Raw genomic sequence first — 26,559 nt, forward strand, 5'->3', positions numbered from 1 at the left:
GCCAACTTCTGACGGGCGTCGAGGGCGGATTTCAGTACTCACGCAAATTCCATGATCACCGCGTCGACGGCAAGGCTGTCGCCGGGCTTGGCGTTGAGCTTCGAGACGATGAGATCGCGCTCGGCGCGCAGCACGTTTTCCATCTTCATCGCCTCGACCACGGCAAGCGTCTCGCCGGCCTTGACCTCCTGCCCCTCGGCAACGGCGATCGATACGACGAGGCCGGGCATCGGGCAAAGCAGCATCTTCGAGGTATCCGGCGCCACTTTTTCCGGCATCAGCCTTTCGAGCTCGGCGGTGCGCGGCAGCATGGCGCGGGCTGTCACCGACATGCCTTTCCAGGCGATGCGGAACCCGTTCAGCACCGGCCTGACTTGCGCCGCGACCTTGCGGCCGCCGACCGTGCCGCGCCAGATGAGATCGCCCGGCCGCCAGTCGGAGGTCACCGTCAGTGGCTCGCCGCCGTCGATCGACAGGTCAAGCTCGATCGGAATGGAAATCATGCCTTCGACGATGGCGACCGAAAGATAGTCCCGGCCGATCTTCACCACCCAATCGCGTTTCAAGGCACCCGAATGCGGCGCCAGCCGCCCGCCCAGCCGGTCGAGCCGGTCGCGGCGCAGCAGTTCCACCGCGGTGGCAATCGCGGCCAGCACCCCTTTCTCCTCGGCGTCTGGCACGATCGGCGCGAAGCCGTCGGGGTATTCTTCGGCGATGAAGCCGGTCGATATCAGACCTTCCCGCCAGCGCCGATGCTGCATCAGCGCCGCCAGGAACGGTATGTTGTGCTCGATGCCGTCGACGACAAAACTGTCCAGCGCTTCCGACATCGCGTCGATCGCCGCCAGCCGTGTCGGCGCCCAGGTGCACAGCTTGGCGACCATCGGGTCGTAGAACATCGAGATTTCCGAGCCTTCGGTAACGCCGGTATCGTTGCGGATGACGATTTCGCCGAATTTTCCCTCTTCCGGCGGCCGGTATTTCGTCAGCCTGCCGATCGACGGCAGAAAGTTGCGATACGGATCTTCGGCATAGAGGCGGCTTTCCACCGCCCAGCCGTTCAGCTTGACGTCGCTCTGCTTGATGGCGAGCTTTTCGCCGGCCGCCACGCGGATCATCTGCTCGACCAGGTCGATCCCGGTGACGAACTCCGTCACCGGATGCTCGACCTGCAGCCGCGTGTTCATTTCCAGGAAATAGAAGTTCTTGTCGCTGTCGACGATGAACTCGACCGTGCCGGCGCTCTGGTAGTCGACGGCCTTGGCCAGCGCCACCGACTGCTCGCCCATGGCTTTGCGGGTCTTGGCGTCGAGGAACGGCGACGGCGCCTCCTCCACGACCTTCTGGTTGCGGCGCTGGATCGAGCATTCGCGCTCGCCGAGATAGAGCGTGTTGCCATGCGCGTCGGCGAGCACCTGGATTTCGATATGGCGCGGATCGACGATGAATTTTTCGATGAAGACGCGGTCATCGCCGAACGAGCTTTTGGCCTCCGACCGCGCCCGGTCGAAGCCGTCGCGCACCTCTGCCTTGCTCCAGGCGATGCGCATGCCCTTGCCGCCGCCGCCGGCCGAAGCCTTGATCATCACGGGATAGCCGATTTCGCCGGCTATTCTTTCGGCATGGGCGGCGCTTTCGACGACGCCGAGCCAGCCGGGCACCGTCGACACCTTGGCCGCGTTGGCGAACTTCTTCGATTCGATCTTGTCGCCCATCGCCTTGATGGCCTTGGGCTTCGGGCCGATGAAGACGATGCCTTCCTGCTCCAGCGCTTCGCAGAAGGATGCCCGCTCGGACAGGAAACCGTAGCCGGGATGCACGGCCTCTGCTCCTGTCGCCTTGCAGGCGGCGATGATCTTTTCCGCGACCAGATAACTTTGCGCAGCCGGCGAAGGCCCGATATGCACCGCCTCGTCGGCCATTTCGACATGCACGGCGTCGCGGTCGGCGTGGGAATAGACCGCGACGGTGGCGATGCCCATCTTGCGCGCCGTCTTGATCACGCGGCAGGCGATCTCGCCACGGTTGGCGACCAGGATCTTTGTGAACATGCAGGCCTCGTCCCTCGGCTGCCCTTCTTTTACGGGCTTCCCGTTTTATGGGCTTCAGGGGGCCGGTCAAGGCAAAGTCGGAGCCTATCCCGCATGCAAATCGGCGGGCGCTGACGAAAATCCGGGGTCAGAACGTCGCTTCGTGCATAGCGCAGAGCTGAATGGTAAGTTAAATCTAACCTGGATTGCAGACTGCCTTGGGAGGATTGCCTGATGAAAACGCGCGCCGCTGTCGCCGTCGCCGCCGGAAAGCCGCTGCAGATCATGGAGGTCGACCTCGAAGGCCCTCGCGATGGCGAGGTGCTGGTCGAGATCAAGGCAACCGGCATCTGCCACACCGACGAGTTCACGCTGTCGGGCGCCGACCCGGAAGGCCTGTTTCCGGCGATCCTCGGCCATGAGGGCGCCGGCATCGTCGTCGACGTCGGCAAGGGCGTCACCTCGGTCAGGAAGGGTGACCATGTCATCCCGCTCTATACGCCGGAATGCCGGCAGTGCCCGTCCTGCCTGTCGCGCAAGACCAATCTGTGCACCGCCATCCGCGCCACGCAGGGACAGGGCTTGATGCCCGACGGCACCTCGCGCTTCTCGATCGGCAAGGACAAGCTGTTCCACTATATGGGCTGCTCGACCTTCTCCAACTTCACCGTGCTGCCCGAGATCGCGGTGGCCAAGGTCAATGCCGACGCCCCGTTCGACAAGATCTGCTACATCGGCTGCGGCGTCACCACCGGCATCGGCGCGGTGATCAACACGGCCAAGGTCGAGCAAGGCGCGACGGCGGTCGTGTTCGGCCTCGGCGGCATCGGCCTCAACGTCATCCAGGGCCTGCGCCTTGCCGGCGCCGACATAATCATCGGCGTCGACCTGAACAACGACAAGAAGGAATGGGGCGAGAAATTCGGCATGACGCATTTCGTCAATCCGAAGGAGATCGACGGCGATGTCGTGGCTCATCTCGTCAACATGACCAAGCGCGGCGCCGACCAGATCGGCGGCGCCGACTACACGTTCGACTGCACCGGCAACACCAAAGTCATGCGGCAGGCGCTAGAATCGTCGCATCGCGGCTGGGGCAAGTCGGTCATCATCGGCGTTGCCGGCGCCGGCCAGGAGATCTCGACGCGGCCGTTCCAACTGGTCACCGGCCGCACCTGGATGGGCACCGCCTTCGGCGGCGCGCGCGGCCGCACCGACGTGCCGAAGATCGTCGACTGGTACATGGCCGGCAAGATCGAGATCGATCCGATGATCACCCACACGCTGAAGCTCGAGGACATCAACAAGGGCTTTGACCTGATGCATGAAGGCAAGTCGATCAGGAGCGTGGTGGTTTACTGAGGAGGAGAAAGCCGCCGGCTAACCAGCCAGCGGCCGAAAAATGCAGATGTTCAACACGGGAGGAGACAAAAATGCCGGAAAAACTGCATCCTAAAATCGACAATGGACTGCCACGGGAAAAGGCCGACTTTGCCGGCGGCACGCTGGTCTGCGCCTGCACCAGCAACCCGGTCAAGGTGAAGGTCAAGGGCCAGATCGCCCATAACCATGCCTGCGGCTGCACCAAATGCTGGAAGCCGGAAGGCGCGCTGTTCTCGGTCGTGGCGGTTGCCGGTACAAACGACGTGACGGTGACCGAAAACGGCGACAAGCTGAAGATCGTCGATCCGGGCGCGCTGATCCTGCGCCATGCCTGCACCGGCTGCGGCGTCCACATGCACGGCCCGGTCGAGCGCGACCACGCTTTCAAGGGGCTGTCCTTCATCCATCCCGAACGCTTCCAGGAAGACGGCTGGGCGCCGCCGGGCTTCACCGCCTTTGTCTCTTCGATCATCGAGTCCGGTGTCGATCCAAGCCGTATGGACGGCATAAGGTCACAGCTGAAGTCGATCGGGCTCGAACCTTATGATTGCCTCAATCCCGGGCTGATGGACTATATCGCCACCTGGACGGCCAAGAGATCCGGCGCGTTGCCGGCCTAGTAGCCGCTCGACTATCATCGATCGAGCCGGGCGACGCCGCCCGGCTCTTTCACATTTGGAACAACGATGCCCGCACCTGCTATTCTCGTCGATGCCGACGCTTGCCCGGTGAAGGCCGAGGTCGAAAAAGTCGCCGAGCGGCACGGCATCGTCGTCACCTTCGTCTCCAATGGCGGCTTGCGTCCGTCGCGCGATCCGATGATCCGCAATGTCGTCGTCTCCAAGGGCGCCGATGCCGCCGACGACTGGATCGTCGAAAATGCCCGGTCCAACGATATCGTGGTGACCGCCGATATCCCGCTTGCCGCGCGCGCGGTGGCGCTTGGCGCCCACGTACTTGGTCCGACCGGACGCCCGTTTACGCCCGAAACGATCGGCATGGCGGTGGCAATGCGCGATCTCAAGCAGCATCTGCGCGAGACCGGCGAAAGCAAGGGCTACAATTCGAGCTTCGCGCCGCAGGATCGCTCGCGGTTCCTAGGCGAGCTTGACCGCATCCTACGGCGAGCGCTGAAATCCGCGTCAGCGGACTGAAGGCCATGGCGACTGGTACCCCGACCAAAATGCCCATGCGACGCCACACGCCGTTCGCGGTGTCGGCTTGCATCGGCGTGGCAGCCTTTGGCGCCGCGCTGGTCTGGCGTGCGCCGCTTGCCTATTCGATCGGCGCCAATGTGTTCTTTGCCGCCTATCTCGTTCTTGTCATCGCCCATATGCCGCGGCTTACCGGCAGCTATCTGCGCAAGAATGCAGGCGACACGGACCTGCCGGTACTGGCCATCTTCGCGGTCACGCTGATTGTCGTCGCTATTGCCATCATTTCGTTGTTTCAATTGATCAACAGGGAGAAGAGCGCGGACACCGTCGAGCTTACGGTGGCGCTGCTGTCTATCCCGCTTGGCTGGTTGACCATCCATGCGATGGCCGCACTTCACTACGCGCATATCTACTGGTTGGATGGCGATGCGATGGATGGCGACACAAAAAAGAAAATTCCGGTCGGCGGCCTCGACTTCCCGGGCGGCAAGCGGCCGGAAGGCTCGGATTTCCTCTATTTCGCCACGGTGATCGGCATGACGGCGCAAACCGCCGACACCAACATCACGACCTCGCAAATGCGCCGTGTCGTGCTTGTGCACTCGATCCTGTCGTTCTTCTTCAACACGGTCATCGTGGCAGCCGCGGTCAACCTCGCCGTCAGCCTCGGCAGTCCGTAATAAATCCGTGATCGGGTGAAACATCGCTTAGGCTGGCGACGTATTGGGAGGAGAAGAGATCTGACGAGGCCATGCGGAACCACTTGGCAGGGAGGCACGGAAAATATGGAATCAGTTGCCAAAGGCGAAGCCAGCACCGAGGCAGATAACGCTGCTTCGACGGATGCGACGCTGATCTATCGCCAGTCGCGCTGGACGCGGCTGACGCATTGGCTGTGGGCGATCGCGCTGTTCTTCATGCTGCTTTCCGGCCTGCAGATCTTCAACGCCCGCCCGCAGCTCTATATCGGCAAGGAGTCGGGTTTTGGCTACAACAACACCGTCTTCGCCATTGGCGCCGAGAATACGGCGACTGGCCCGCGCGGCTATACCGAAATCTTCGGCAAGCGTTTCGATACCACTGGCGTGCTCGGCTGGTCGGGTCCGGCCGGCCAGGAGACCTCACGTGCCTTCCCGTCCTGGGCGACGATCCCTTCCTATTACGATCTCGGCACCGCGCGCGTCGTTCATTTCTTCTTTGCCTGGGTGCTGACCACCACGCTGCTGGTCTGGCTGGTCGCCAGCCTGATCAACGGCCATTTGCGCCGCGATCTTGCCCCGCGCCTCGATGATTTCAGGCGCTTGCCGCGAGACATTGTCGAGCACGCCAAGCTCAGGTTCCATCACACGCGCGACTACAACACGCTGCAGAAGATGGCCTATGGCGGCGTGCTGTTCGTGCTGCTGCCGCTGATGATCATCACCGGCCTTGCCATGTCGCCGAGCATGGATTCGGTGCTGCCGTTCCTGAATGATCTGCTCGGCGGCCGGCAGACGGCGCGCACCATTCATTTCACGGTGATGCTGCTGCTCGTCGCCTTCTTCATTATCCACATCCTGATGATCCTGGCCGCCGGCCCGATTAACGAGCTGCGCTCCATCATCACCGGGTGGTACCGAACCGACCCGCCGGCGCATGGCGACAATGCGCCAGAGAGGAGTGCCTGACATGGCGAAATTCGAGATCAGCCCCAAGCTACAGATAAGCCGAAGAAAGTTCCTGACCTCGGCCAGCCTCGGCCTTTCCGGCATCATGCTGTCGGGCTGCGACGCCTTCGACAGCCAGCTTGGCGTCGGCGACAGCCTGCGCAGCTTCCTCGAAAGCGCCAATGGCCTGACCTGGCGGGCGCAGCGACTGCTTGCCGGCGCTGATGCGCTGGCGCCGGAGTTCGCCGAGGCCGACATTCGCCAGCCGCAGCGGCCGAACGGTGTCACCGCACCGGACGACGATTTCTACAAGGGCCTGCTCGCCAGCGATTTCGCCGACTGGCGGCTGGAGGTTTCAGGCCTCGTCGAAAAACCGCTGTCGCTGAGCCGCGAGCAGCTGATGAACATGCCGAGCCGCACCCAGATCACCCGCCACGACTGCGTCGAAGGCTGGAGCTGCATTGCCAAATGGACCGGCACGCCGCTGTCGCTGGTGCTCGACCAGGCAGTGGTCAAGCCGCAGGCGCGCTACGTCATGTTCCACTGCCTCGATACGATCGACCGCAGCCTGGCCGGCGACATCAAATATTACGGCTCGATCGACCTGGTCGATGCCCGTCATCCGCAGACGATCCTTGCCTATGGCCTCAACGGCAAGCCGTTGCCGGTCGAGAACGGCGCGCCGCTGCGCGTCCGCGTCGAGCGCCAGCTCGGCTACAAGATGCCGAAATACCTCTACAAGATCGAGCTGGTCGACGGCTTCGCCAATATCGGCGGCGGCAGAGGCGGCTATTGGGAGGACAATGGCTACGACTGGTACGGCGGCATCTGACCGAAACCTGACCTAAGCTTCATCTAACTGTCGTCGTCGCTGTCGTCGCCGTCGCTGCGCAGGGCCGGATTCAGGTCAGGATTGTCGTCAGGGGTGACAAGCTTGCCCAGCCCATGCGGTCCCTGGTAGTTGCCGTGGGTATCGAAGTTGGGGTTGCCCTGATTGTCGAATTGCGGCGTCGGATCGATCAATTGGTCGTAACGGCGCGGGCGCGGCTTCGGATAGTAATTATCGGAATGATGGCGATGCGAATTGCCGTTGTCGAGAATGGCGCCTACCACGCCGCCGACGATAATGGCTGCGGCGACGTCGCCAGCAGAGGGATTGCGGTTGGGGCCGGCGACTGCGAATTCGGCCGAGCAACCATTGTCGACCCAGATGCCGCCGCCGTCATAGCCCCAGCTTCTACCGTATACGCAACGCGCCTTCGACAGCCTGGAGGTCAACTGCACGCCGCGGCGCGTATCGACCCCGCAATAGGAATAGCGGTAATCGGCGCTGGAGCAGACCACGCGTTTTGCCCCCGCAGCCTGCGCTGCCGCCGGCAGCAGCGAAAGCTTCGCCGGATTGCCCAGGATGCAAACCAGGAACATCATCGAACCGGTAACCGTCATCCGTGTCGACATCGCAACTCTCCATCAGGGTCCGCTATCGACAGAATGGCACCTCTGTGTAAATCTGACAACCGGACGGGCTCAGCGAGGTTATATTAATGCGCGCTAAGATGATCGCCACAACTATACTTGCCCTTTCTGCCTGGTTGGCTTTGTCGCTGCTGCCAGCCCGGGCGGACGACAGCCTCAAGCGCATCATCGACCAGAAGACACTGACGATCGGCGTGGCGCTCAACCCGCCATGGATCCTCAAGAAGGCCGACGGGAAGTTCGCCGGCTATGATGTCGACCTGACCAGTGCGCTGGCGTCTGATCTCGGCGTCGACCTGAAGCTGGTCGAGGTGCCCTGGAACGACCTCAAGACAAGACTGCTCAAGGGTGATTTCGACATGATCGCGGCGGGCTACGCCAGCACGCCGGAACGCGCACGCGAGGTGGTGTTCTCCAACCAGACCGGTACCGCCGATATCCGTATGGTTGCGACGATCGCCAGCCTTGGGAAAAGGCCGGGAAAGGCAGTGGCGGCGCCGGGATACAAGATCGCCGTGCTGTCCAATTCCACCGATGAAGCCGCCGCGAAGGAAGCTTTTCCCAAGGCGACCATCCTGTCTTTCGACAATACCTCAGATGTTTTCGCCGCGATCATCGGCGGCGACGCACAGGCAATGGTCGCGACATCGCCGACGCCGCAGATGGCCGCCAGGCTCTATGACGCGAAGTTGACGATGGTGGGCGGCCCGCTGTTGCGGACGCCGGAAGCGTTTGCGATGCGCCCGGACGATGTCCGCCTCATCCAATACGTCAACAACTGGATCGGCGCGCGCACCGCCGACGGCACCATAGGCGGCGTGCGCCGCTACTGGTTCGGCAGCTTCAAATGGATGTTGCGCTTCGAGACAGCTAAGTCCGAGCCCGCCAAGCAATAGGGTCGCGACCTGTTATGCAACCTTGTCGATCAGCGGCTTCAGCGCCGGGTGGATTTCCGGCGAGGCGTGCTTGATCAGCGTCAGCAGCGCGCGCTCGTTCTCCTGCAGCGGCCGGTCGCCTATGTGTTCAGCGAGCCATTTGGCCTCGCCGGCATCGACCGTCTCGGCGCGGCGGGCCAGTGCCTCGGCTGCCTTGTTCCTCGATTCCCATTCGGCCTCGACGTCGCCCGGTGAGAGATAGGCCTCCATAATGCCGGACAGGCCACCCGACACCATGCGGCTGAAGAACCCGCCGATCTCCGGATCGGCCTGTTCGAAAAAAGCATCCCGGCGCAGCGCCACGTCGCGCACCGGCGGTTCGTAGCCGGCCGAACACATGACGAAATTGGCGATCGCCTTGACGAACAGATCGTTCCAGGACGGATCGTTGTCGCCCGCCGCTGTCCGCTCGTTGATCTCGAACAGCACCTCGGCCTCGGCGCGGCTGATGGCGATGTTGCCATCGCCGCCGTAGGCGTAAAGGATGCGGCGCAACAGCTCGACCTCAGCCTTGGCAATCGACCCAGGGATAAGCCTGCCGCCGGTCATCAGCGGCCCCTTGCCGTCCACAACCGCATGAGCGACCTGCTCCAGCGCATAGCTGGAAAGCTTGCTCGGCGATGATTTGGCAACTTCCAGCACATGCACCAGCAGCTCGAGTTCGGTCTGGCTGTCGACCATGCCGTCGCGCGAAATCGTCCGGATCAGCCAGTCGGCATTGTCCTGCGAAACATAGCCCGCCGGCTTTTCCTGGTGGACGATGAAATCGGTGACGGCCTCGACGAAAAACTCGAGCCATTCCGCGCATTTGTCCCTCGCCGTCGCGTCGAGCGCAAACAGCGCCTCGGCCTCGCCGCGCGTTACTACGCCGTCGCCGAACACTTCGCCGCGCAGCATGACCACGTCTTCCGCCGTGATCCGATTTTTCGAGGTCAGCCCGGCCACCGGCGCGCTCATGATCAATTCGCCCATTGTCTTCCCCGCCCGCTGCCGGTAATTGCCGGCCCTTATGCGGTATATCGACAAGGTCTTGAGAAACCGGCAAGCGGCGTGGTTAGCGAAGGCTTGCCTGTAAAGAAGGCCCGCGGAAGACTTGCCAGTAAAAATGTCGCCGGCAGGTGACAAGGTGTCGTCCACGGGCTATGGATGACGAGTCGAGGGCTCTTGACCGAGTCCTACCTGTTTGCGGGAGAGAGCAGCGAGAGCTGCCGCCGAAGGGGAAATCGCCCGAAATCTCTCAGGCAAAAGAACCGTAGACGGGAAAGACACTCTGGAAAGTCGGGGCTTGCCCCCGCGCCGAAGGTGTAAGCGCTGCCGACAGAGTTACGGGGCGCGAGTCTCTCAGGCTTCAGACAGAGGGGCACGGACTGGTCGCCATTCGCGGCCGCTTGCGTGCGACTCTGGAGATGACATGACGGGCGACGACACCAAACACCTTCCCCTCGAAGATCTGCACATGGCAGCCGGTGCGCGTTTCGGCGCCTTCGCCGGCTGGTCGATGCCGCTGACCTATCCGGCCGGCGTGATGAAGGAGCACCTGCACAGCCGCGAGCATGCCGGCCTGTTCGACATCTCGCACATGAAGCTGTTCGAAATCAGCGGCCTGGGCGCAGCACCGCTTCTGAACCGCGCCTGCCCGTTCGATGCCGGCGCGCTTGAGATTTCCCAGTCCAAATACACGTTCTTCCTCAATGAGGCGGCCGGCATTCTGGACGATCTGATCGTAACCAGGCTCGGCGCCGAGCGCTTCATGATGGTCGCCAATGCCGGCAACGCCGCCGCCGACGAAAAGCATCTGCGCGCACTGGCCAAAAATTTCGGTGCAGAGGGCGATTTCGATGTAAAAGTGGATGCGCTCGACCGCGTCTTCTTGGCCATACAGGGCCCCGAGGCGTGGGCTGCCCTTTCCCGCGCCGGCATCGAGACCGGTTCGCTGGTGTTCATGCACGGCATCGAACCGCGCGAAAAATGGTTCATGAGCCGGTCCGGCTATACCGGCGAAGACGGCTTCGAGATCGGCCTGCCGGAAGCGGATGCAAGAAACCTCGTCGCCAGGCTGCTCGAGGACGAGCGGGTGATGTGGGTCGGCCTTGCCGCCCGCGACAGCCTGCGGCTCGAAGCCGGACTGTGCCTGCACGGGCTGGACATCACGCCGGAGATCGATCCGGCCAGCGCCGGGCTGATGTGGGCCATCCCCAAGGAGGTTCGCGCCTCTGGCGCCTTCATCGGCGCCGATGCGCTGCGCGCCATCCTGGAGCGCGGTCCGGCGCAAAAACGTGTCGGCCTGAAGCCGGAAGGCCGCCAGCCGGTGCGCGCCGGTGCTGCCCTTTTCGATGCTGACGGCAACCCTGCCGGCCATGTCACCTCAGGCGGCTTCGGCCCCTCGGCCGGTCATCCGGTCGCCATGGGCTACGTCCAGACGCCGCTTGCCAAATCCGGCGCAAAACTGTTCGCCGATGTCCGCGGGACGAAAATCCCGGTCGACATCCACCTCTTGCCCTTCACGCCCCATCGCTATCGCAAAGGATGATTTCAATGGCAAAGACCTATTTCACCGAAGATCACGAATGGCTGCGCGTCGAGGGCGGCATCGCCACGGTCGGCATCACCGATTACGCGCAGCAGCAGCTCGGCGATCTCGTCTTCGTCGAACTGCCGGAGCCGGGGAGGAAGCTGGCCAAGGGCGACACCGCCGTGGTGGTCGAATCGGTCAAGGCCGCATCGGATGTCTACGCGCCCGTCGACGGCGAGATCACCGAGGCCAACACCTCGCTGTCATCGGATCCTTCACTCGTCAATTCGGCAGCAACCAGCGACGGGTGGTTGTGGAAGATGAAGCTGGCCAATGAAAGCCAGCTCGACGGACTCCTCGATGAAGCCGCTTACAAAGCCCATATTGGTTGATAGCAGGACCAGGAAGATGACCGCAGCACCCTACCCCTTCTCGGCTCGCCATATCGGCCCGGGCCTCCATGACGTCAGAGCCATGCTGGCGACGATCGGCGTTCCTTCGGTCGAGACCCTGATCAGTCAGGCAGTGCCGAAGTCGATCCGGCTCGACCGGCCGCTGGCCCTGCCCGCCCCCGCAAGCGAAGCGGAAGCGCTGACCGAGCTCGCGGCGACGATGGCAAAGAACACGGTGCTGAAGAGCTTCATCGGTGCCGGGTATCATGGCGTCCACGTGCCGCCGGTGATCCAGCGCAACCTGTTCGAGAACCCGGCCTGGTATACGGCTTACACGCCTTACCAAGCCGAGATCAGCCAGGGCCGGCTGGAAATGCTGTTCAACTTCCAGACGCTGGTGACAGAACTGACCGGCCTGCCGGTGGCGTCGGCCTCGCTGCTCGACGAGGCGACGGCGGTGGCCGAAGCTGTCGGCATTGCGCTGCGCCATCATCGCGACAAGCGCACCAAGGTGGCACTGGCCGGCACGCCGCACCCACAGACGCTGGACGTCGTGCGCACCCGCGCCGAGCCGCTCGGCATCGAGGTCGACGGCGAGGTGATCGACGACAACACCGCCGCCCTGCTGGTCTCCTGGCCCGATACATTCGGCGTCTACGGCGACCACAAGGTAGCGATCGACAGGGCCCGTGCTGCCGGCGCGCTGGTCGTCTTCATCGCCGACCCGCTTGGCCTGACGCTGACCGATGCGCCGGCCAGGCTTGGCGCCGACATCGCCGTCGGCCCGATGCAGCGTTTTGGCGTGCCGATGGGCTTTGGCGGGCCGCACGCCGCCTATTGCGCCGTCTCCGACAGGCTGACGCGGCTGATGCCCGGCCGGCTCGTTGGCCAGTCGACGGATAGCAAGGGCCGTCCCGGTTATCGCCTCGCTTTGCAGACACGCGAGCAGCATATCCGCCGCGACAAGGCGACGTCCAACATCTGCACCGCACAGGCGCTGCTCGCCAATATGGCGACGGCCTACGCGATCTGGCATGGCCCTGCCGGGCTGCAGGCGATTGCCGGCCGCGTCCACACGCTGGCCAACCGCCTGGCTGCCGGCCTCAAGGCAGCGGGCGTTTCGGTGCTCGGCGACAGCCGCTTCGACACTGTGACCGTGGAAGTGAAGGGCAGAGCCGGCGCGATTGCCGCCGCCGCAGAAAAGACCAGCCGACTGCTGCGCGTCATCGACGCCGACCATGTCGGCATCAGCTTCGACGAGACCTCCACCGAAGCCGATCTGGAGGCGATCGCAGCACTTTTCGGCGCCAAGGCCGGCGTTGCCGCCAGCAGTTCCATGCCAGGAAAACCGCGCGGCAACGAGTTTCTCACCCAGCCCGTCTTCCGCGAAAACCACTCGGAAACCGACATGATGCGCTTCCTGCGCCGGCTGTCCGACAAGGACCTGGCGCTTGACCGCGCCATGATCCCGCTCGGTTCCTGCACCATGAAGCTCAACGCCGCCGCCGAAATGATGCCGGTGAGCTGGCCTGATGTCGCCAACCTGCATCCCTTCGCCCCGGCTGACCATTCGACAGGCTATCGCGCCATGATCGACGAGCTGGAAGGCTGGCTGGCGGAGATCACCGGCTTCGACGCGGTGACCCTGCAGCCCAACGCCGGCAGCCAGGGCGAATATGCCGGCCTGCTCGCCATTCGCGGCTACCACCGCTCACGCGGCGAAGGCCATCGCACCGTCTGCCTGATTCCGTCCTCGGCGCATGGCACCAATCCGGCAAGCGCGGCCATGGCCGGCATGAGCGTTGTCGTCGTGCGCTGCACCGAGGACGGCAATATCGACATGGAAGACCTGCAGGCCAAGGCGGCCGAGCATGCGCACAATCTCGCGGCGCTGATGTTCACCTACCCTTCGACGCATGGCGTCTTCGAGGAAGGCGCGCGCGATCTCTGTGCGCTGGTCCACAGCCATGGCGGCCAGGTCTATTTCGACGGCGCCAACCTCAACGCGCTGGTCGGCCTCGCCCGTCCCGGCGATATCGGCGCCGATGTCTGCCACATGAACCTGCACAAGACCTTCTGCATCCCGCATGGCGGCGGCGGCCCCGGTGTCGGCCCGATCGGCGTCAAGGCGCACCTGAAGCCATATCTGCCCGGCCACATCACCGAAGGCTCGGCCCATGCCGTGGCGGCGGCACCGTTCGGCAGTGCCTCCATCCTGCCGATCACCTGGATGTATATCCGCATGATGGGCGCTTCCGGCCTGAAGCAGGCGACCGAGACGGCGATCATCTCCGCCAACTATGTGGCGACGCGGCTCGGCGAGCATTTCCCCCTGCTTTACAAAGGGCGCAACGGACGCGTTGCGCATGAATGCATCCTCGACACCCGCGTGCTCAAAGACAGCGCCGGCATCAGCGTCGACGATATCGCCAAGCGGCTGATCGACTATGGTTTCCATGCACCGACCATGTCGTTCCCGGTGGCCGGCACACTGATGGTGGAGCCGACCGAGTCCGAGCCCAAGCGCGAGCTGGATCGCTTCTGCGAGGCGATGATCGCCATAGCCGGCGAGGCAGCCAAGGTGGCGAAGGGCGAATGGCCGTTGGGCGACAATCCTCTAGTCAATGCGCCGCACACCGCCGCCGAGGCGTTGGCCGGCCAGTGGACCCATCCCTATTCGCGCCTGGAGGCGGCCTACCCCGCCGGCGATGCCGACACGGCGGCAAAATACTGGCCGCCGGTGTCACGCATCGACAATGTCGCCGGCGACCGCAACCTTGTCTGCTCCTGCCCGCCGCTGTCGGAATATCTGGGTGCGGCGGAATAGATCATGATCCCGAAAAGTGGAATCCGGTTTTCGGACAAGATCATGGGTCTAACAAGAAGATAGAAACCTCAATCAGGCAGAACGCAAGGCCGGCCCGTCGGCCTTGCTCGCCCGGTCCCGGACGACGACGCGATTTCGCCCGGCGCGCTTTGCCGCATAGAGTGCTGCGTCGGCTTCGGCCAGCACATCGTCGAGACCGGTGCCGTTTGTTCCGCCAAAGCCGATGCCGCCGCTGACTGTGCTTCGCAACGGACCGAGTTGGGTGGCCACGACTTCCGTGCCGAAGGCGACGCTGATCTTGCTCGCAATGTCATAGGCCTTCTCTTCCGTCATCCGCGACATGACGAGCACGAATTCCTCGCCGCCCAACCGGAAGGCGTCGACGCCGGTCCGGGCGTATTTCCTGATGACGGCGGCAAAGCGGCACAGAACCTGGTCGCCGACCGGGTGACCAAATACGTCGTTCGTCCTCTTGAAATGGTCAAGGTCGAACATGGCAACGGACATGAACGGACCGAAGACCCGCTCGCCGTAGAGTGCCGTCAACGCCCGCCGATTCATCAGCCCGGTCAATGGATCGGTCATCGTCTCGGCCTTCAATTCGATCTGCGCCTGCAAATGGTGCAGGGAGAGCGTCAATGCGCCGAGCCCGGTCATGCAGGCGACGGCCACGACGGAATTCACCCGCTCGGCCCAATTGTCGGGCGCAACACCCAGCACCCATTGGCCCGTGACCAGCAGGACCGCGCCGCAAAGTCCGAACGACAGCGCACAGACGCCGCTCAGGAACGAGACGACCAGCAATATCCGGCGATCGTGACCACCCTCAATCCAGAACATCGCTCCGATGAGCGAGAGCAGCGCCGTTACCGTTGCGTAGGTGACAATAAAGCCGACACCATCAAATCCGAGATACGTCGCGCCTGTGCAAACAGCCATCGCAACCAAGGTCGGCAAGATGGCGCGCCTGTAGTCGCCTATGCCGAGATATTGCATGGCCGACAGGCAGATAATCAGGAAACCGAGGCTGAGAAGCGCAAGCACGATCTGGCAAAGCCAGGGGCTTGGATCTCTTGCGTAATGCCAAAACAACACGACATGTGCGACGAGCACGAGAATGCCGCAGGCCACCGTCAGCACAAAGCGTGCCTGTGGCGCGCTGAACCAGATCGCAAACATGGTGATGCTAAGGCACGTGCCCGACAGCGCCGCCGCGAGCAGAAGCGAACTGTAATCCAACATGCTTAAGCGACAGCCTCTTGAGGGTTCCACTGCATTCTAGGTCAGCGACAGTTCGCGGATATCGTTTTTCAGCCAACCTTGCGGCGTAACCTTCGGACAAGGTTTACAAAGCGTCGATGCCCCAAGCTTCGACCCCATTTCCGCCGCTTGGCTGTCGAATGGTTTTGCAGTAAGAGGCTCTATCCTCGAACGTAACAGGAACCTCCGTCGCCTGCCCGCGAAAAGCGTGGCAGTATCGGGTGGTGATTCGCAGCATCGGAATCCAGGATCGGCATGGACGACAATAACGATCTTTTCGCCAAATTGGACAAGCAGCCGCAGCCGGCTCGCGCCGCCGCGCGACCGGCCGATCCGCTTGTGCAGGCGGCGAAGCGGCCGGCGCCCCGCGACGCCAGCGAGAGCTACAGTGCCGCCGATATCGAAGTGCTGGAGGGGCTGGAGCCGGTGCGCCGCCGCCCGGGCATGTACATTGGCGGCACCGACGACAAGGCGATGCACCATCTGTTTGCCGAGGTCATCGACAATTCGATGGACGAGGCGGTCGCCGGCCATGCGACCTTCATCGATGTCGAGCTTTCCGCAGACGGATACCTGTCCGTAACCGACAACGGCCGCGGCATTCCGGTCGATCCGCACCCGAAATTCAAGAAGCCGGCGCTTGAACTCATCATGACGACGCTGCATTCAGGCGGCAAGTTCGACAGCAAGGTTTACGAGACGTCCGGCGGCCTGCACGGTGTAGGCGTTTCCGTGGTCAACGCGCTGTCCGACCATCTCGAGGTCGAGGTCGCGATTGGGCGCAAGCTGTATCGCCAGCGCTTCTCGCGAGGCGTTCCGGTGACCGGCCTGGAGCAGCTCGGCGAGGTGCACAACCGCCGCGGCACGAAGATCCGCTTCCATCCAGACGAGCAGATTTTCGGCAAGGGTGCTGCTTTCGAGCCGGCGCGGCTCTACCGCATGGCGCGGTCAAAGGCCTATCTGTTCGGCGGTGTCGAAATCCGCTGGACCTGCGATCCGTCGCTGATCAAGGAAAAGGACACGACGCCGGCCAAGGCAGAATTCCATTTTCCGGGCGGCCTCAAGGATTATCTGAAAGCCTCGCTCGGCGACGAATTCCAGGTGACCCGTGAAATGTTTGCCGGCAAGAGCGAGAAGCAGGGCGGCCACGGTTCGCTCGAATGGGCGGTGACCTGGTTCGGCGGCGACGGTTTTATCAATTCCTATTGCAATACCATCCCGACCGCGGAGGGCGGCACGCATGAGGCCGGGTTCCGCAACGTGCTGACGCGCGGCTTGCGCGCCTACGCCGACCTGGTCGGCAACAAGCGCGCCTCGATCGTCACTTCCGAGGATGTGATGATCTCGGCGGCGGGCATGCTGTCGGTGTTCATCCGCGAACCGGAATTCGTCGGCCAGACCAAGGACAGGCTGGCGACGATCGAGGCGATCCGCATCGTCGAAAGCGCCATCCGCGACCCGTTCGACCACTGGCTGGCCGACAATCCGCAGGAAGCTTCGAAACTGCTCGAATGGGTGATCGCGCGCGCCGACGAGCGGGTGCGCCGCCGCCAGGAAAAGGAAGTGTCGCGCAAGAGCGCGGTGCGCAAGCTGCGCCTGCCCGGCAAGCTCGCCGACTGCACGCAGAATGCCGCCGCCGGTGCCGAGCTGTTCATCGTCGAGGGCGATTCGGCCGGCGGTTCGGCAAAGCAGGCGCGCGACCGCGCCAGCCAGGCGGTGCTGCCCCTGCGCGGCAAGATCCTCAACGTCGCCAGCGCCGGCAGCGACAAGCTTGCCGCCAACCAGCAGATATCCGACCTCATCCAGGCGCTTGGCTGCGGCACGCGCTCGAGATATCGCGACGAGGACCTGCGTTACGACCGGGTCATCATCATGACCGATGCCGACGTCGACGGCGCCCATATCGCCTCGCTGCTGATCACCTTTTTCTACCAGGAGATGCCAAGCCTGGTCCGCGGCGGCCATCTCTATCTGGCGGTGCCGCCGCTTTATTCGATTCGGCAAGGCGGCAAGGTCGCCTATGCCCGCAACGACGCGCACAAGGACGAACTCCTGCGCACCGAATTCACCGGGCGCGGCAAGGTCGAAATCGGCCGCTTCAAGGGGCTGGGCGAAATGATGGCCGCCCAGCTCAAGGAAACCACCATGGACCCGAAAAAGCGCACGCTGCTCAGGGTCGACGTTATCGATGCCGAGGCGGCGACCAAGGATGCGGTCGACGCATTGATGGGGACCAAGCCCGAGGCCCGTTTCCGGTTCATCCAGGAACGCGCGGAATTCGCCGAGACGGAAGTGCTGGATATCTGAGCTCCCGCCGCTAGCTTGGCCTTCTGAGCTGGAGACGAGCACTTGACCTGGGCGCGGCTGAAGGACGATATCGGCACGCGGATCGCTGGCCTGACGCGGCCGACGCGCTCGGACTGGATCTTTGCCCTGCGCACCGTTTCGGCCGGCCTCATCGCGATTTTGGCCGCCTATGCGCTGAAGCTCGACCACCCGCAATGGGCGATGATGACGGTGTTCATCGTCGCACAGCCGGTCGCCGGCATGGTGCTGGCGAAGGGGTTTTATCGTCTCCTCGGCACGCTTGCCGGCGCGCTGGCGGCGATCGGCATTACCACTGTTTTCGATGCCAACCCGTGGTTGCTGGTTGCAGTTCTTGCCGTCTGGATCGGCATCTGCTCGCTGGTCTCGTCGCTGCTACGCAATCCGGAAGCCTATGGCGCGGCGCTTGCCGGCTACACCGCGATGATCATCGGCCTGCCGGCTTTCGGCCAGCCGCACCTCGTCATCGATCTCGCCGTGGCGCGCTGCGCGGAAATCGTGCTTGGTATCGTCTGCGCTGCGCTGACCAGCCGGCTGATCCTGCCGAAACTGGCCGCCGACGCCATCATCTCAAGACTGAAACGCAGCATTCTCGACCTGGCGGCCTATGCGGACGGCGCTTTTTCCGGCGGCGATGCGGAAAAGCTTGCCGGGCTGCACCGCAAGCTGATCGGCGACGTCCAAACGCTCGGCGAGATGCGCACCTACGCAAGGCTGGAGGGGCCGAGCCTCGCCACCCGCGCCTATCCGGTCCGGCGTACCATCGGCCAGCTTCTGTCGGCCCTGTCAGCGGCGCGTGCGCTGCATGCCCACGCCGCGCCGAAGAATGCAGCCCTCATCCCCGTTCGCGCCGAGTTGCAGGCTGTTGTCGGCGAACTGGTAGCCAAGCCGGGCGCGCTGGACGATATGGCGCCCTGGGTGGTGCGGCTCGACGCAATCGCCGGCAAGGCGCGACAGATGCCTGACATCGCGGCCGGGCAAGACATTGACTGGGCTGGCACTGTCACCCGCCTAGCCATTGCCGCCGACTTCGCCGAGGCAATGCAGCAAGTGCTGCGCGGCCTGGATGCACTCCGCTCTCCCCCGTCTCGTGCCAGTCGCGAACGGCGGCAGCCGGCGCTGGTGGTGCACCGCGATTACCGTGCGGCATCGCGCAATGCCGTGCGCGCAGCTATCGCCACGCTCCTGGTCGCCGGCTTCTGGCTGGCGACGAAATGGTCGGACGCGACGGGCACGGTCATTCTGGTCGCCGTTGTCTCCAGCCTGTTCGCCGCGCGCGCCGATCCGATCCGGTCGGCATGGAACTTCTTCGAGGGCACGTTGCTCGCCCTGCCGTTCGCGTTTGTGGTCGGGCAGATAGCACTTCCAGCGCTGCCGGGCTTTGGCTGGTTCGCGGTTTTCGTCGTCCCGATCCTGGTGCCAGCGGCACTGGGCATGGCCAATCCGCGCTATGTCGGCGTGGCAACGGCCTTTGCGATCAATTTCCTCGCCTTCCTCAGCCCACATCAGGTCATGACCTACGATCCGGAGCCGTTCCTCGCCAATTCGGCAGCGGTCCTTGTCGGCATTCTTCTGGCGATCGGCGTCTTCGCCGTCGTGCTGCCCGCCGACCCCTGGGTTACAGTCAACCGCATCCTGCAAACAATGCGCGAAGATCTTGCACGCCTTTGCCTGCACGACCGCCTGCCGCGGCGATCGGCCTTCGAAAGCCTTGCCTACGACCGGATCAACCAGTTGATGCCACTGCTGCAGAACGCCGGCAAGAAAGGCGACGCGGTTCTCGGCGACGGCATAGCTGCGGTTACCGTCGGCCTCGAAATCCTGCGGCTGCGCAACGCGCAGCAAAGTTCCGCGATCCCGCCTGAAACAGCACTTTCCATCACCAATTTCCTGCGCGGGCTGGCACGCGAACTGCTGTTCAGGCGGCCCGGCGAGCCGCAGACGGCGACCGTCGCGGTCGCCAGGCAGTATGCAGCTGGCATCGCGGAGCGCAGCGTCGCAGCCGAAATGCTGCAGACCGCCGCCTCGCTGCGCATCATCGCCGCCGCGATTGAGGATTTTCCGGACTTTTTCGCGAAAGACCGGGTTTAGGCAGCAGCGATCGCCAGCGCGTGCCCGCGTGCGTTCTCGCGCAGCGCGTCGAGATGGATCGATTTGACCAGCCCGGCGAGATCGCCTTCCGCGGACTGTCCGCCCAATTCCTTCAGCATCAGCCAACTGACTTCCTGGACGCCGGCGAGGCGTTTGCCATTGGCGACCTCGCGCCAGACCTTCAGCGCGCGCAGGATGATGGCGTGGGTGGCGGCGGCAAGCCCGGCGCTGCGGAACAGTGCCTGCAACGCTATGTCATGCCCGCCGGCCAGCAGTGCTCTCACCCGTTGTTCGGACTGTTGGCTGAGCGCGACCAGCGCCGAACCAAAGAAGTCGACCTTGCCGTGCGCAATGGTGCGGACGACGAAGCTTGCGGTCAGGTCGCCGCGCAGGCGCAGATGTTCGACAAGTGCGGTATGTTCCTCTGTCCGCGTGCCTTCGATCAGCGTCAGCGAAGCCTTGATGCAAGCATCGCGCGTGACGCGCTCGGCCCTGGCGGCGCCCATCAGCGCCAGCACCAGCGGCGACCCCTTGAGCATCTCCCCGAGCTTGACCAGCAGCATATGCCGGCAGTCGGCGGGCAGCCGGGTGTCGGCGATCAGCGCCTCGCGCACCAGAGGCAGATGGCCGTGCCGCTCGGCCATGCGGCGAAAGCTGACGGATGCGATGTCGGCGCCGCTGTTGGCGAGCAGCGTGGTGCAAGCCTCCGGCTCACCGATCTCGGCGATCGCCGCCGCAACCGACATCGAGACACGCGGCCGGTCGGCGATCACCTTCTGCGTCGCTTTCTGGCCGCCGGCAACCCGATCGATCAGGTCGGCATCGGTGAGCAGCGGCGAGCGCGCCAGCACCAAGGCTGCGACTTCCGGCTGGTCCGAGGCCAGCGCGCTGACGATCTGCGGCGGCGCATGATGGCTCATGGAAAGCGCGTCGGCGATCGCCAGCCGCACCTTCGACGATACGTCATCGAGCAGCAACGTCAGCGCCGCCTCGGCAGCGCAGCGGTCCTCGAAAGGCAGCTCCGAGTCGACATAGGCGCGAGCCAGCGCGCTTGCCGCCGCAGCACGCTCCGACACCTTCGCCGTATGGATCCATTTCAGGAAATGCGAAACGACCATGTCGCCTGCTTACGCCCCTTGCCAGAACGCTTCTGACCCTGGTGGAGACCGTAGGCACAAATGGTTTACGAACGGTTCACCATGTTCGTTAACTGGCTTGCGAGCCCGGTATGCAACGCCTATCAACCCTTAAGCAGCGGAGGAGATCGACAATGGCCGGACTTTACCTTGAGGAGTTCGTTGTCGGCCATGTGTTCAAGCACACGCTGCGCAAGACCGTGACCGAAAGCGACAACATGCTGTTTTCGGTGATGACGCTGAACCCGCAACCGCTGCACATCGATTTCGACTTCGCGGCGAAGAGCGAATGGGGCAAACCGCTGGTCAATTCGCTGTTCACGCTGGGCTTGATGATCGGCATCTCGGTCAATGACATCACCGTCGGCACCACCATCGCCAATCTCGGCATGAAGGAGACAGTGTTTCCGCACCCCGTCTTCCATGGCGACACCATTCGCGTCGAGACCACGGTGGTTTCGGTGCGCGATTCCAGGTCGAAACCGGACCGCGGTATCGTCGAGTTCGAGCACCGCGCCTATAACCAGAACGACGTGCTGGTTGCCAAATGCACGAGGCAAGCCATGATGATGAAAAAGGCATAGCCGATGCGTTCTCTGCTCTTCGTTCCCGGCGATTCGGAAAAGAAGCTGGAGAAGGGCTTTGGCGTAGGCGCCGACGTGGTCATCATCGACCTCGAGGATTCGATTGCCGCGCAGAACAAAGGTCTGGCGCGCGACACAGCGGCGCGTTTTATCGCCGCGCACAGGCACCGGACCAGCTCCGCGATCTATGTTCGCGTCAACGATCTTTCGACCGGACTGACCGACGACGATCTGGCGGCGCTCGTGCCGGTGAAACCAGACGGCATCATGCTGCCTAAGTCGAACAGCGGACTGGATGTCCAGCATCTCTCGGCCAAGCTCAGGGTGCACGAAGCCGAAGGCGGCCTGCCGGATGGCGCGATAAGGATCCTGCCGATCATCACCGAAACCGCAGCCGGCGTAATGGCCGCTGCAACCTACGCCAAGGCAAGCGCGCGGCTTGCCGGCCTCACTTGGGGCGCGGAAGATCTGTCGGCGGCAATCGGCGCACGCGCGACGCGCGACGGGAACGGCCGCTACACGGATGTGTTCCGCTTCGCCCGCACCATGACCATGCTTGCCGCAAGTGCCGCGGAAGTCGCGGCAATCGACACCGTCTTTCCGGATTTTCGCGACATGGCCGGCTTCGAGGCCGAATGCGCCGAGGCCGAGCGCGACGGTTTCACCGGCAAGATGGCGATCCATCCGGCGCAGGTGCCGGTCATCAACGCCGCCTTCACGCCTTCGGCGCAAGCGGTGAAAAGCGCCCTGGCGATCGTCGAGGCGTTCGAGGCGGCAGGAAATCCCGGCGTCGTTGGCATGGATGGCAAGATGTACGACCGGCCGCATCTCAAGCTCGCAGAGCGGCTCCTGGCGCGAGCCAAGGCATCGGAGCTTGATCCTTAGGGGTCTGTTCCGCGCCGAAATTATCCCACCCACGGCCCTGAATAGTCGGCATAGAGCTTTGCCGGATCGGGCCGCGGTCGTTCCGGTGCTGGCCCCTGGTAGGAGCCGATATGGACGAAGCCGACGACCCGCTCATGCGGCGCCAGGCCGAGGATCGCCCTGCCCTCGGGCACGTCGGAATACCAGTTGCTGATCATGTTGGTGCCGTAGCCCAGCGCATTGGCGGCAAGCATCAGGTTCATCGCCGCCATGCCGCCGGACAGGAACATCTCCCATTGCGGGATCTTTGGATTTTCCCTGGGGATAGAAATCACGCCGATGACCAGCGGTGCCCGCGAAAAGCGCGCCAATTCCTGGTTGCGCCGGCCTTCCGGCAGCGGCCCTTCGCGCTGTTCGGCAAGTTCTGCCAGCTTCTTGCCGATCTCGATGCGGGCCTCGCCGCGATAAAGGATGAAACGCCAAGGCTCCAGCCGGCCATGGTCCGGCACCCGCGAGGCGGCGGCGATCATCGTCGCGATCTCCGCATCGCCCGGTGCCGGTTCCTTCAAATCCGGGATCGGCGCGGAATTTCGGGTCAGCAGAAGATCGATGATCGGCGACGCCATGGGCGCAAGTCTCCTGGAATTTGAGCTGAAGCGCACCATCGGGACATCGGGCGGCTTGGGCATTGGCGCGGCGCGCCGGACAAAGAGCCCTGTAGCAGAAGCCGACCGGACTCTTAAGCCTTGAAATTGCCACCGCCTTGGGCTTCAACGCAAGGCATGTTTGAGGGGACATTGCGTCTTTTCCTGATATGGCTCGCTGCCGCACTGTTGATGGTGCCGGTTTCGCTTGCCGTCGCCCAGGATGTGGACGGCCTCGGCGAGCTGAAGCTTCCCGGAATTTCGGGCTATGCGCCTCCGAAAAGCGAGACATCGCTGGCATTGGGCAGCAGCGGGGCGATCACGCTGTCGGCGCAATTGACCGACAAGGGCGCCGACATCACGCGCGGCATAGTCTGGCGCGTCTTCAAGCCCGAATCGGCCAGCGACGGCAAGCTGCCGATGGTCGCCTCCGCTCATGGCGGCACCGCCATATTCCAGCTCGAGCCGGGTTCGTATCTGGTCCACGCCTCCTACGGGCGGGCCGGCGCCACCAAGCGCATCACCGTCGGCAAGGAAGCCAAGCGCGAGAGCCTCGTGCTCGATGCCGGTGGCCTCAAGCTCGATGCCGTGCTGTCCGGCGGGGTACGCATACCGCCGAAGAAGCTGCGCTTCTCGATCTATGAGAGCCACGCCGCGGCCGATGGCGATCGCGCCCTGATCATACCCGATGTCGAGCCGAACAGCGTCGTGCGGCTCAATGCCGGCACCTACCACGTCGTGTCGACCTATGGCGCGGTGAACGCGGTCATCCGCTCCGACATCCGCGTCGAGGCCGGCAAGCTGACCGAAGCGACCGTCGAGCACCGTGCCGCCGAGATGACCATGAAGCTGGTGCGCGAACCAGGCGGCGAGGCGATCGCCGACACCTCCTGGTCCCTGCTCAACGAATCCGGCGATCCGATCAAGGAAACCGTCGGCGCCTTTGCCTCGATGGTGCTGGCCGAGGGCGACTACACCATCATCGCCAAGAACCGCGACCGCATCTACCAGAAGGATTTTACGGTGGTGGCTGGGCACAACCAGGACATCGAGGTTCTGGCCACCGAGGCTTCGGCCATCGATTCCGAGGAAGGCGCCGACTGAGGCGCGCCCCTCTAGGCTGCTTTGCGCATGCGTCGCGCCAGCGCATCGCCGACGCGCACGTCGATCGATTTGCCAGATAGGCGCGCGGCGTGACAGGCATATGAAAATGGCGGTGGATCGCTCCACCGCCATTCGTTGCTGGTCGGCTGGTTCAGGCCGCGCGGCGCTTGCGGTCGGGTGTCACCGCCTCATCGGCAAGCAGCTTCACGGCGGCTGCGAGGCCGAGTGATTCCTGGTCGCGCGACCCGAGACGACGGATATTGACCGTTTCTTCCTCGGCCTCGCGCTTGCCGCAGACGAGGATGACCGGGACCTTGGCCAGCGAATGCTCGCGGACCTTGTAGTTGATCTTCTCGTTGCGCAGATCGGCTTCGGCGATCAGCCCCGCCGCCTTCAGCTGCGCAACGACCTTTTGGGCGTAATCGTCGGCATCGGAAGTGATCGTCGCCACCACCACCTGCAGCGGCGCGAACCAGAGCGGGAAATGGCCGGAATAATTCTCGATCAGGATGCCGAGAAAACGCTCCATCGAGCCGCAGATGGCGCGATGCACCATCACCGGCTGCTTCTTTTCCGAATCCGAGCCGATGTAGAAGGCGCCGAACCGTTCCGGCAGGTTGAAATCAACCTGCGTGGTGCCGCATTGCCAGTCGCGGCCGATGGCGTCCTTCAGCACATATTCGAACTTCGGCCCGTAGAACGTGCCCTCACCCGGATTGACGCCCGTCTTGATCCGGTTGCCCGACCGCGCCGCGATCTTGTCGAGCACGTCCTGCAGCACGCCCTCAGCATGATCCCACATCGCGTCGGTGCCGACCCGTTTTTCGGGGCGGGTCGCCAGCTTGACGGTGATTTCGTCGAAGCCGAAATCGGCATAGGTCGAGAGGATCAGATCGTTGATCTTGATGCACTCGTCGGCGAGCTGTTCCTCGGTGCAGAAGATGTGCGCATCGTCCTGGGTAAAGCCGCGCACGCGCATCAGCCCGTGCAGCGCGCCGGACGGCTCATAGCGATGCACATTGCCGAATTCCGCAAGTTTTACCGGCAGATCGCGGTAGGATTTCAGCCCGTGCTTGAAGATTTGGACGTGACCGGGGCAGTTCATCGGCTTCAGCGCAAACACCCGGTCGTCGTCGGTGTCGTCGCCAGCAACCGTCACCTTGAACATGTTGTCCCGGTACCAGCCCCAGTGGCCTGACGTCTCCCACAGGCTCTTGTCGAGCACCTGCGGCGCGTTGACCTCCTGATAGCCCTGTTCGTCGAGGCGGCGACGCATATAATTGACCAGGTTCTGGAACATCCTCCAGCCCTTGGCGTGCCAGAACACGACCCCGGGGCCCTCCTCCTGGAAGTGGAACAGGTCCATCTCACGGCCGAGCTTCCTGTGGTCGCGCTTCTCGGCCTCCTCCAGCATCGTCTGATACGCTTCGAGCTGCGCCTGGTCGGCCCAGGCCGTGCCGTAGATGCGGGTCAGCATCGGGTTGTTGCTGTCGCCGCGCCAATAGGCGCCGGCGACCTTCATCAGCTTGAAGGCGTTGCCGATCTGGCCAGTCGCGGCCATATGCGGGCCGCGGCAAAGATCGAACCAGTCGCCCTGTGCATAGATCTTGAGATCCTGATCCTCGGAGATGGCGTCGATCAGCTCGAGCTTGTAGCGCTCGCCCTTGTCGGCGAAGATCCTTTTCGCCTTCTCACGCGACCACACCTCTTTGGTGAACGGCTTGTTGCGCGCGATGATCTCGCGCATCTTCTTCTCGATCACCGGGAAATCGTCGGGCGTGAACGGCTCGTTGCGGGCAAAATCGTAGTAGAATCCGTTTTCGATCACCGGCCCGATGGTCACCTGCGTTCCCGGCCAAAGTTCCTGCACGGCTTCGGCCAGCACATGGGCTGCATCGTGGCGGATGAGCTCCAGCGCACGCGGGTCCTCGCGGGTGATGATCTCGACTTTGCCCGATCTGCCGATCGGGTCGGAAAGATCGCGCACTGTGCCGTCGATCGAATAGGCAACGGCCTTCTTGGCCAGCGACTTCGAGATCGATTCCGCCAGGCCGGCGCCGGTCATCGCCGCGTCGTAATCGCGAACGGAACCATCGGGAAATGTCAGGGAAACGGAATTCAGCATAAGATTCTCCTATCCAGTCCCGCAAACGAGCGCGGGTGGTGAAAATGCATGTCGCCCAAAAGTGCGCA

22 protein-coding genes and 1 riboswitch are annotated in these 26,559 nt (G+C 63.4%); of the genes, 15 read left to right on the forward strand and 7 right to left on the reverse strand.

What is annotated here, in order from left to right:
* Positions 1 to 38 precede the first annotated feature (38 nt).
* The gene (locus NKI17_RS25190) at positions 39 to 2,051 is read right to left on the reverse strand and encodes an acetyl-CoA carboxylase biotin carboxylase subunit (protein ID WP_352906946.1); all 2,013 of its coding nucleotides are present in this window, start codon (positions 2,049 to 2,051) and stop codon (positions 39 to 41) included.
* Between the two features lie 213 nt (positions 2,052 to 2,264).
* Between NKI17_RS25190 and NKI17_RS25195 the strand changes: the two genes are divergently transcribed.
* From NKI17_RS25195 to NKI17_RS25220, 6 genes are all read left to right on the forward strand, one after another.
* Positions 2,265 to 3,392: an S-(hydroxymethyl)glutathione dehydrogenase/class III alcohol dehydrogenase gene (locus NKI17_RS25195; protein ID WP_352906947.1), complete on the forward strand. Its 1,128-nt coding sequence runs from the start codon at positions 2,265 to 2,267 to the stop codon at positions 3,390 to 3,392.
* 71 nt (positions 3,393 to 3,463) lie between these two features.
* Positions 3,464 to 4,033, forward strand: coding sequence for an S-(hydroxymethyl)glutathione synthase (gene gfa / locus NKI17_RS25200; RefSeq protein WP_352697755.1), 570 nt, complete (start codon positions 3,464 to 3,466; stop codon positions 4,031 to 4,033).
* A gap of 66 nt (positions 4,034 to 4,099) precedes the next feature.
* Positions 4,100 to 4,567: a YaiI/YqxD family protein gene (locus NKI17_RS25205; RefSeq protein WP_352454435.1), complete on the forward strand. Its 468-nt coding sequence runs from the start codon at positions 4,100 to 4,102 to the stop codon at positions 4,565 to 4,567.
* A 5-nt stretch (positions 4,568 to 4,572) separates the two neighbouring features.
* Positions 4,573 to 5,250: a DUF1345 domain-containing protein gene (locus tag NKI17_RS25210; RefSeq protein WP_352620539.1), complete on the forward strand. Its 678-nt coding sequence runs from the start codon at positions 4,573 to 4,575 to the stop codon at positions 5,248 to 5,250.
* A gap of 105 nt (positions 5,251 to 5,355) precedes the next feature.
* The gene (locus NKI17_RS25215) at positions 5,356 to 6,237 is read left to right on the forward strand and encodes a cytochrome b/b6 domain-containing protein (protein ID WP_352795400.1); all 882 of its coding nucleotides are present in this window, start codon (positions 5,356 to 5,358) and stop codon (positions 6,235 to 6,237) included.
* A 1-nt stretch (position 6,238) separates the two neighbouring features.
* The gene (locus tag NKI17_RS25220) at positions 6,239 to 7,048 is read left to right on the forward strand and encodes a molybdopterin-binding protein (RefSeq protein ID WP_352795399.1); all 810 of its coding nucleotides are present in this window, start codon (positions 6,239 to 6,241) and stop codon (positions 7,046 to 7,048) included.
* Positions 7,049 to 7,071: 23 nt separating this feature from the next.
* Here NKI17_RS25220 and NKI17_RS25225 read toward each other — a convergent pair whose 3' ends face one another.
* Positions 7,072 to 7,674, reverse strand: a complete 603-nt coding sequence (locus NKI17_RS25225) for a DUF3011 domain-containing protein (RefSeq protein ID WP_352635443.1) — start codon at positions 7,672 to 7,674, stop codon at positions 7,072 to 7,074.
* 86 nt (positions 7,675 to 7,760) lie between these two features.
* Here NKI17_RS25225 and NKI17_RS25230 point away from each other — a divergent pair, with 86 nt between their 5' ends.
* On the forward strand, positions 7,761 to 8,588 hold the full coding sequence (locus tag NKI17_RS25230) for a transporter substrate-binding domain-containing protein (protein ID WP_352795397.1): 828 nt from the start codon (positions 7,761 to 7,763) through the stop codon (positions 8,586 to 8,588).
* Positions 8,589 to 8,600: 12 nt separating this feature from the next.
* Here the strand turns inward: NKI17_RS25230 and NKI17_RS25235 are convergent, their stop codons facing one another.
* A complete protein-coding gene (locus tag NKI17_RS25235) occupies positions 8,601 to 9,599 on the reverse strand; it encodes a hypothetical protein (protein ID WP_352568820.1) in 999 nt (332 codons plus the stop codon).
* Between the two features lie 204 nt (positions 9,600 to 9,803).
* A riboswitch (glycine riboswitch) is annotated at positions 9,804 to 9,890 on the forward strand.
* A 148-nt stretch (positions 9,891 to 10,038) separates the two neighbouring features.
* Here NKI17_RS25235 and gcvT point away from each other — a divergent pair.
* The 3 genes from gcvT to gcvP are packed head-to-tail and all read left to right on the forward strand — an operon-like array spanning position 10,039 to position 14,358.
* A complete protein-coding gene (gene gcvT, locus NKI17_RS25240) occupies positions 10,039 to 11,157 on the forward strand; it encodes a glycine cleavage system aminomethyltransferase GcvT (RefSeq protein WP_352568821.1) in 1,119 nt (372 codons plus the stop codon).
* A gap of 5 nt (positions 11,158 to 11,162) precedes the next feature.
* Complete coding sequence (gene gcvH, locus NKI17_RS25245; RefSeq protein WP_352568822.1) at positions 11,163 to 11,531, forward strand: glycine cleavage system protein GcvH; 369 nt, start codon at positions 11,163 to 11,165, stop codon at positions 11,529 to 11,531.
* 16 nt (positions 11,532 to 11,547) lie between these two features.
* Positions 11,548 to 14,358: an aminomethyl-transferring glycine dehydrogenase gene (gene gcvP / locus NKI17_RS25250; protein ID WP_352568823.1), complete on the forward strand. Its 2,811-nt coding sequence runs from the start codon at positions 11,548 to 11,550 to the stop codon at positions 14,356 to 14,358.
* A 72-nt stretch (positions 14,359 to 14,430) separates the two neighbouring features.
* Here gcvP and NKI17_RS25255 read toward each other — a convergent pair whose 3' ends face one another.
* Complete coding sequence (locus NKI17_RS25255; RefSeq protein ID WP_352568824.1) at positions 14,431 to 15,600, reverse strand: GGDEF domain-containing protein; 1,170 nt, start codon at positions 15,598 to 15,600, stop codon at positions 14,431 to 14,433.
* 273 nt (positions 15,601 to 15,873) lie between these two features.
* Between NKI17_RS25255 and parE the strand changes: the two genes are divergently transcribed.
* Together parE and NKI17_RS25265 are read left to right on the forward strand one after the other, a co-directional pair.
* A complete protein-coding gene (gene parE / locus NKI17_RS25260; protein ID WP_352795394.1) occupies positions 15,874 to 17,925 on the forward strand; it encodes a DNA topoisomerase IV subunit B in 2,052 nt (683 codons plus the stop codon).
* Between the two features lie 42 nt (positions 17,926 to 17,967).
* Entirely contained in the window at positions 17,968 to 20,034 is a 2,067-nt protein-coding gene (locus NKI17_RS25265) for an FUSC family protein (RefSeq protein ID WP_352906948.1), read from the forward strand.
* On the opposite strand, the gene NKI17_RS25270 is transcribed toward NKI17_RS25265, so the two are convergent.
* Complete coding sequence (locus NKI17_RS25270; RefSeq protein WP_352795390.1) at positions 20,031 to 21,152, reverse strand: DUF2336 domain-containing protein; 1,122 nt, start codon at positions 21,150 to 21,152, stop codon at positions 20,031 to 20,033. The two genes, NKI17_RS25265 and NKI17_RS25270, sit on opposite strands and share 4 nt — an antisense overlap.
* Positions 21,153 to 21,262: 110 nt before the next feature.
* On the opposite strand from NKI17_RS25270, the gene NKI17_RS25275 reads away from it, so the two are divergent.
* Together NKI17_RS25275 and NKI17_RS25280 are read left to right on the forward strand one after the other, a co-directional pair.
* On the forward strand, positions 21,263 to 21,754 hold the full coding sequence (locus tag NKI17_RS25275) for a MaoC family dehydratase (RefSeq protein ID WP_502894602.1): 492 nt from the start codon (positions 21,263 to 21,265) through the stop codon (positions 21,752 to 21,754).
* A gap of 3 nt (positions 21,755 to 21,757) precedes the next feature.
* On the forward strand, positions 21,758 to 22,639 hold the full coding sequence (locus tag NKI17_RS25280) for an HpcH/HpaI aldolase/citrate lyase family protein (RefSeq protein WP_352906949.1): 882 nt from the start codon (positions 21,758 to 21,760) through the stop codon (positions 22,637 to 22,639).
* Between the two features lie 20 nt (positions 22,640 to 22,659).
* Here NKI17_RS25280 and NKI17_RS25285 read toward each other — a convergent pair whose 3' ends face one another.
* Positions 22,660 to 23,244 carry a nitroreductase family protein gene (locus tag NKI17_RS25285; protein ID WP_352568828.1) on the reverse strand — a complete coding sequence of 195 codons (585 nt, stop codon included), beginning with the start codon at positions 23,242 to 23,244 and terminating at the stop codon, positions 22,660 to 22,662.
* Between the two features lie 156 nt (positions 23,245 to 23,400).
* On the opposite strand from NKI17_RS25285, the gene NKI17_RS25290 reads away from it, so the two are divergent.
* Positions 23,401 to 24,366: an RgsD C-terminal domain-containing protein gene (locus tag NKI17_RS25290; RefSeq protein ID WP_023678874.1), complete on the forward strand. Its 966-nt coding sequence runs from the start codon at positions 23,401 to 23,403 to the stop codon at positions 24,364 to 24,366.
* Positions 24,367 to 24,517: 151 nt separating this feature from the next.
* On the opposite strand, the gene thrS is transcribed toward NKI17_RS25290, so the two are convergent.
* Positions 24,518 to 26,491: a threonine--tRNA ligase gene (gene thrS / locus NKI17_RS25295; RefSeq protein ID WP_352827157.1), complete on the reverse strand. Its 1,974-nt coding sequence runs from the start codon at positions 26,489 to 26,491 to the stop codon at positions 24,518 to 24,520.
* Positions 26,492 to 26,559: the final 68 nt, after the last annotated feature.

The organism is Mesorhizobium sp. M0816, assembly GCF_040320005.1.
Lineage (GTDB): Bacteria > Pseudomonadota > Alphaproteobacteria > Rhizobiales > Rhizobiaceae > Mesorhizobium.

Coding starts and splice junctions, on each gene's coding strand:
- NKI17_RS25255 (WP_352568824.1), bottom strand. CDS start 15,600: ATGTTGGATTACAGTTCGCTTCTGCTCGCGGCGGCGCTGTCGGGCACG.
- NKI17_RS25210 (WP_352620539.1), top strand. CDS start 4,573: ATGGCGACTGGTACCCCGACCAAAATGCCCATGCGACGCCACACGCCG.
- NKI17_RS25195 (WP_352906947.1), top strand. CDS start 2,265: ATGAAAACGCGCGCCGCTGTCGCCGTCGCCGCCGGAAAGCCGCTGCAG.
- gcvH (WP_352568822.1), top strand. CDS start 11,163: ATGGCAAAGACCTATTTCACCGAAGATCACGAATGGCTGCGCGTCGAG.
- NKI17_RS25220 (WP_352795399.1), top strand. CDS start 6,239: ATGGCGAAATTCGAGATCAGCCCCAAGCTACAGATAAGCCGAAGAAAG.
- NKI17_RS25280 (WP_352906949.1), top strand. CDS start 21,758: ATGCGTTCTCTGCTCTTCGTTCCCGGCGATTCGGAAAAGAAGCTGGAG.
- NKI17_RS25225 (WP_352635443.1), bottom strand. CDS start 7,674: ATGTCGACACGGATGACGGTTACCGGTTCGATGATGTTCCTGGTTTGC.
- NKI17_RS25205 (WP_352454435.1), top strand. CDS start 4,100: ATGCCCGCACCTGCTATTCTCGTCGATGCCGACGCTTGCCCGGTGAAG.
- NKI17_RS25290 (WP_023678874.1), top strand. CDS start 23,401: ATGTTTGAGGGGACATTGCGTCTTTTCCTGATATGGCTCGCTGCCGCA.
- parE (WP_352795394.1), top strand. CDS start 15,874: ATGGACGACAATAACGATCTTTTCGCCAAATTGGACAAGCAGCCGCAG.
- NKI17_RS25270 (WP_352795390.1), bottom strand. CDS start 21,152: ATGGTCGTTTCGCATTTCCTGAAATGGATCCATACGGCGAAGGTGTCG.
- NKI17_RS25235 (WP_352568820.1), bottom strand. CDS start 9,599: ATGGGCGAATTGATCATGAGCGCGCCGGTGGCCGGGCTGACCTCGAAA.
- NKI17_RS25275 (WP_502894602.1), top strand. CDS start 21,263: ATGCAACGCCTATCAACCCTTAAGCAGCGGAGGAGATCGACAATGGCC.
- NKI17_RS25230 (WP_352795397.1), top strand. CDS start 7,761: ATGCGCGCTAAGATGATCGCCACAACTATACTTGCCCTTTCTGCCTGG.
- gcvT (WP_352568821.1), top strand. CDS start 10,039: ATGACGGGCGACGACACCAAACACCTTCCCCTCGAAGATCTGCACATG.
- thrS (WP_352827157.1), bottom strand. CDS start 26,491: ATGCTGAATTCCGTTTCCCTGACATTTCCCGATGGTTCCGTTCGCGAT.
- NKI17_RS25190 (WP_352906946.1), bottom strand. CDS start 2,051: ATGTTCACAAAGATCCTGGTCGCCAACCGTGGCGAGATCGCCTGCCGC.
- gcvP (WP_352568823.1), top strand. CDS start 11,548: ATGACCGCAGCACCCTACCCCTTCTCGGCTCGCCATATCGGCCCGGGC.
- NKI17_RS25285 (WP_352568828.1), bottom strand. CDS start 23,244: ATGGCGTCGCCGATCATCGATCTTCTGCTGACCCGAAATTCCGCGCCG.
- NKI17_RS25215 (WP_352795400.1), top strand. CDS start 5,356: ATGGAATCAGTTGCCAAAGGCGAAGCCAGCACCGAGGCAGATAACGCT.
- gfa (WP_352697755.1), top strand. CDS start 3,464: ATGCCGGAAAAACTGCATCCTAAAATCGACAATGGACTGCCACGGGAA.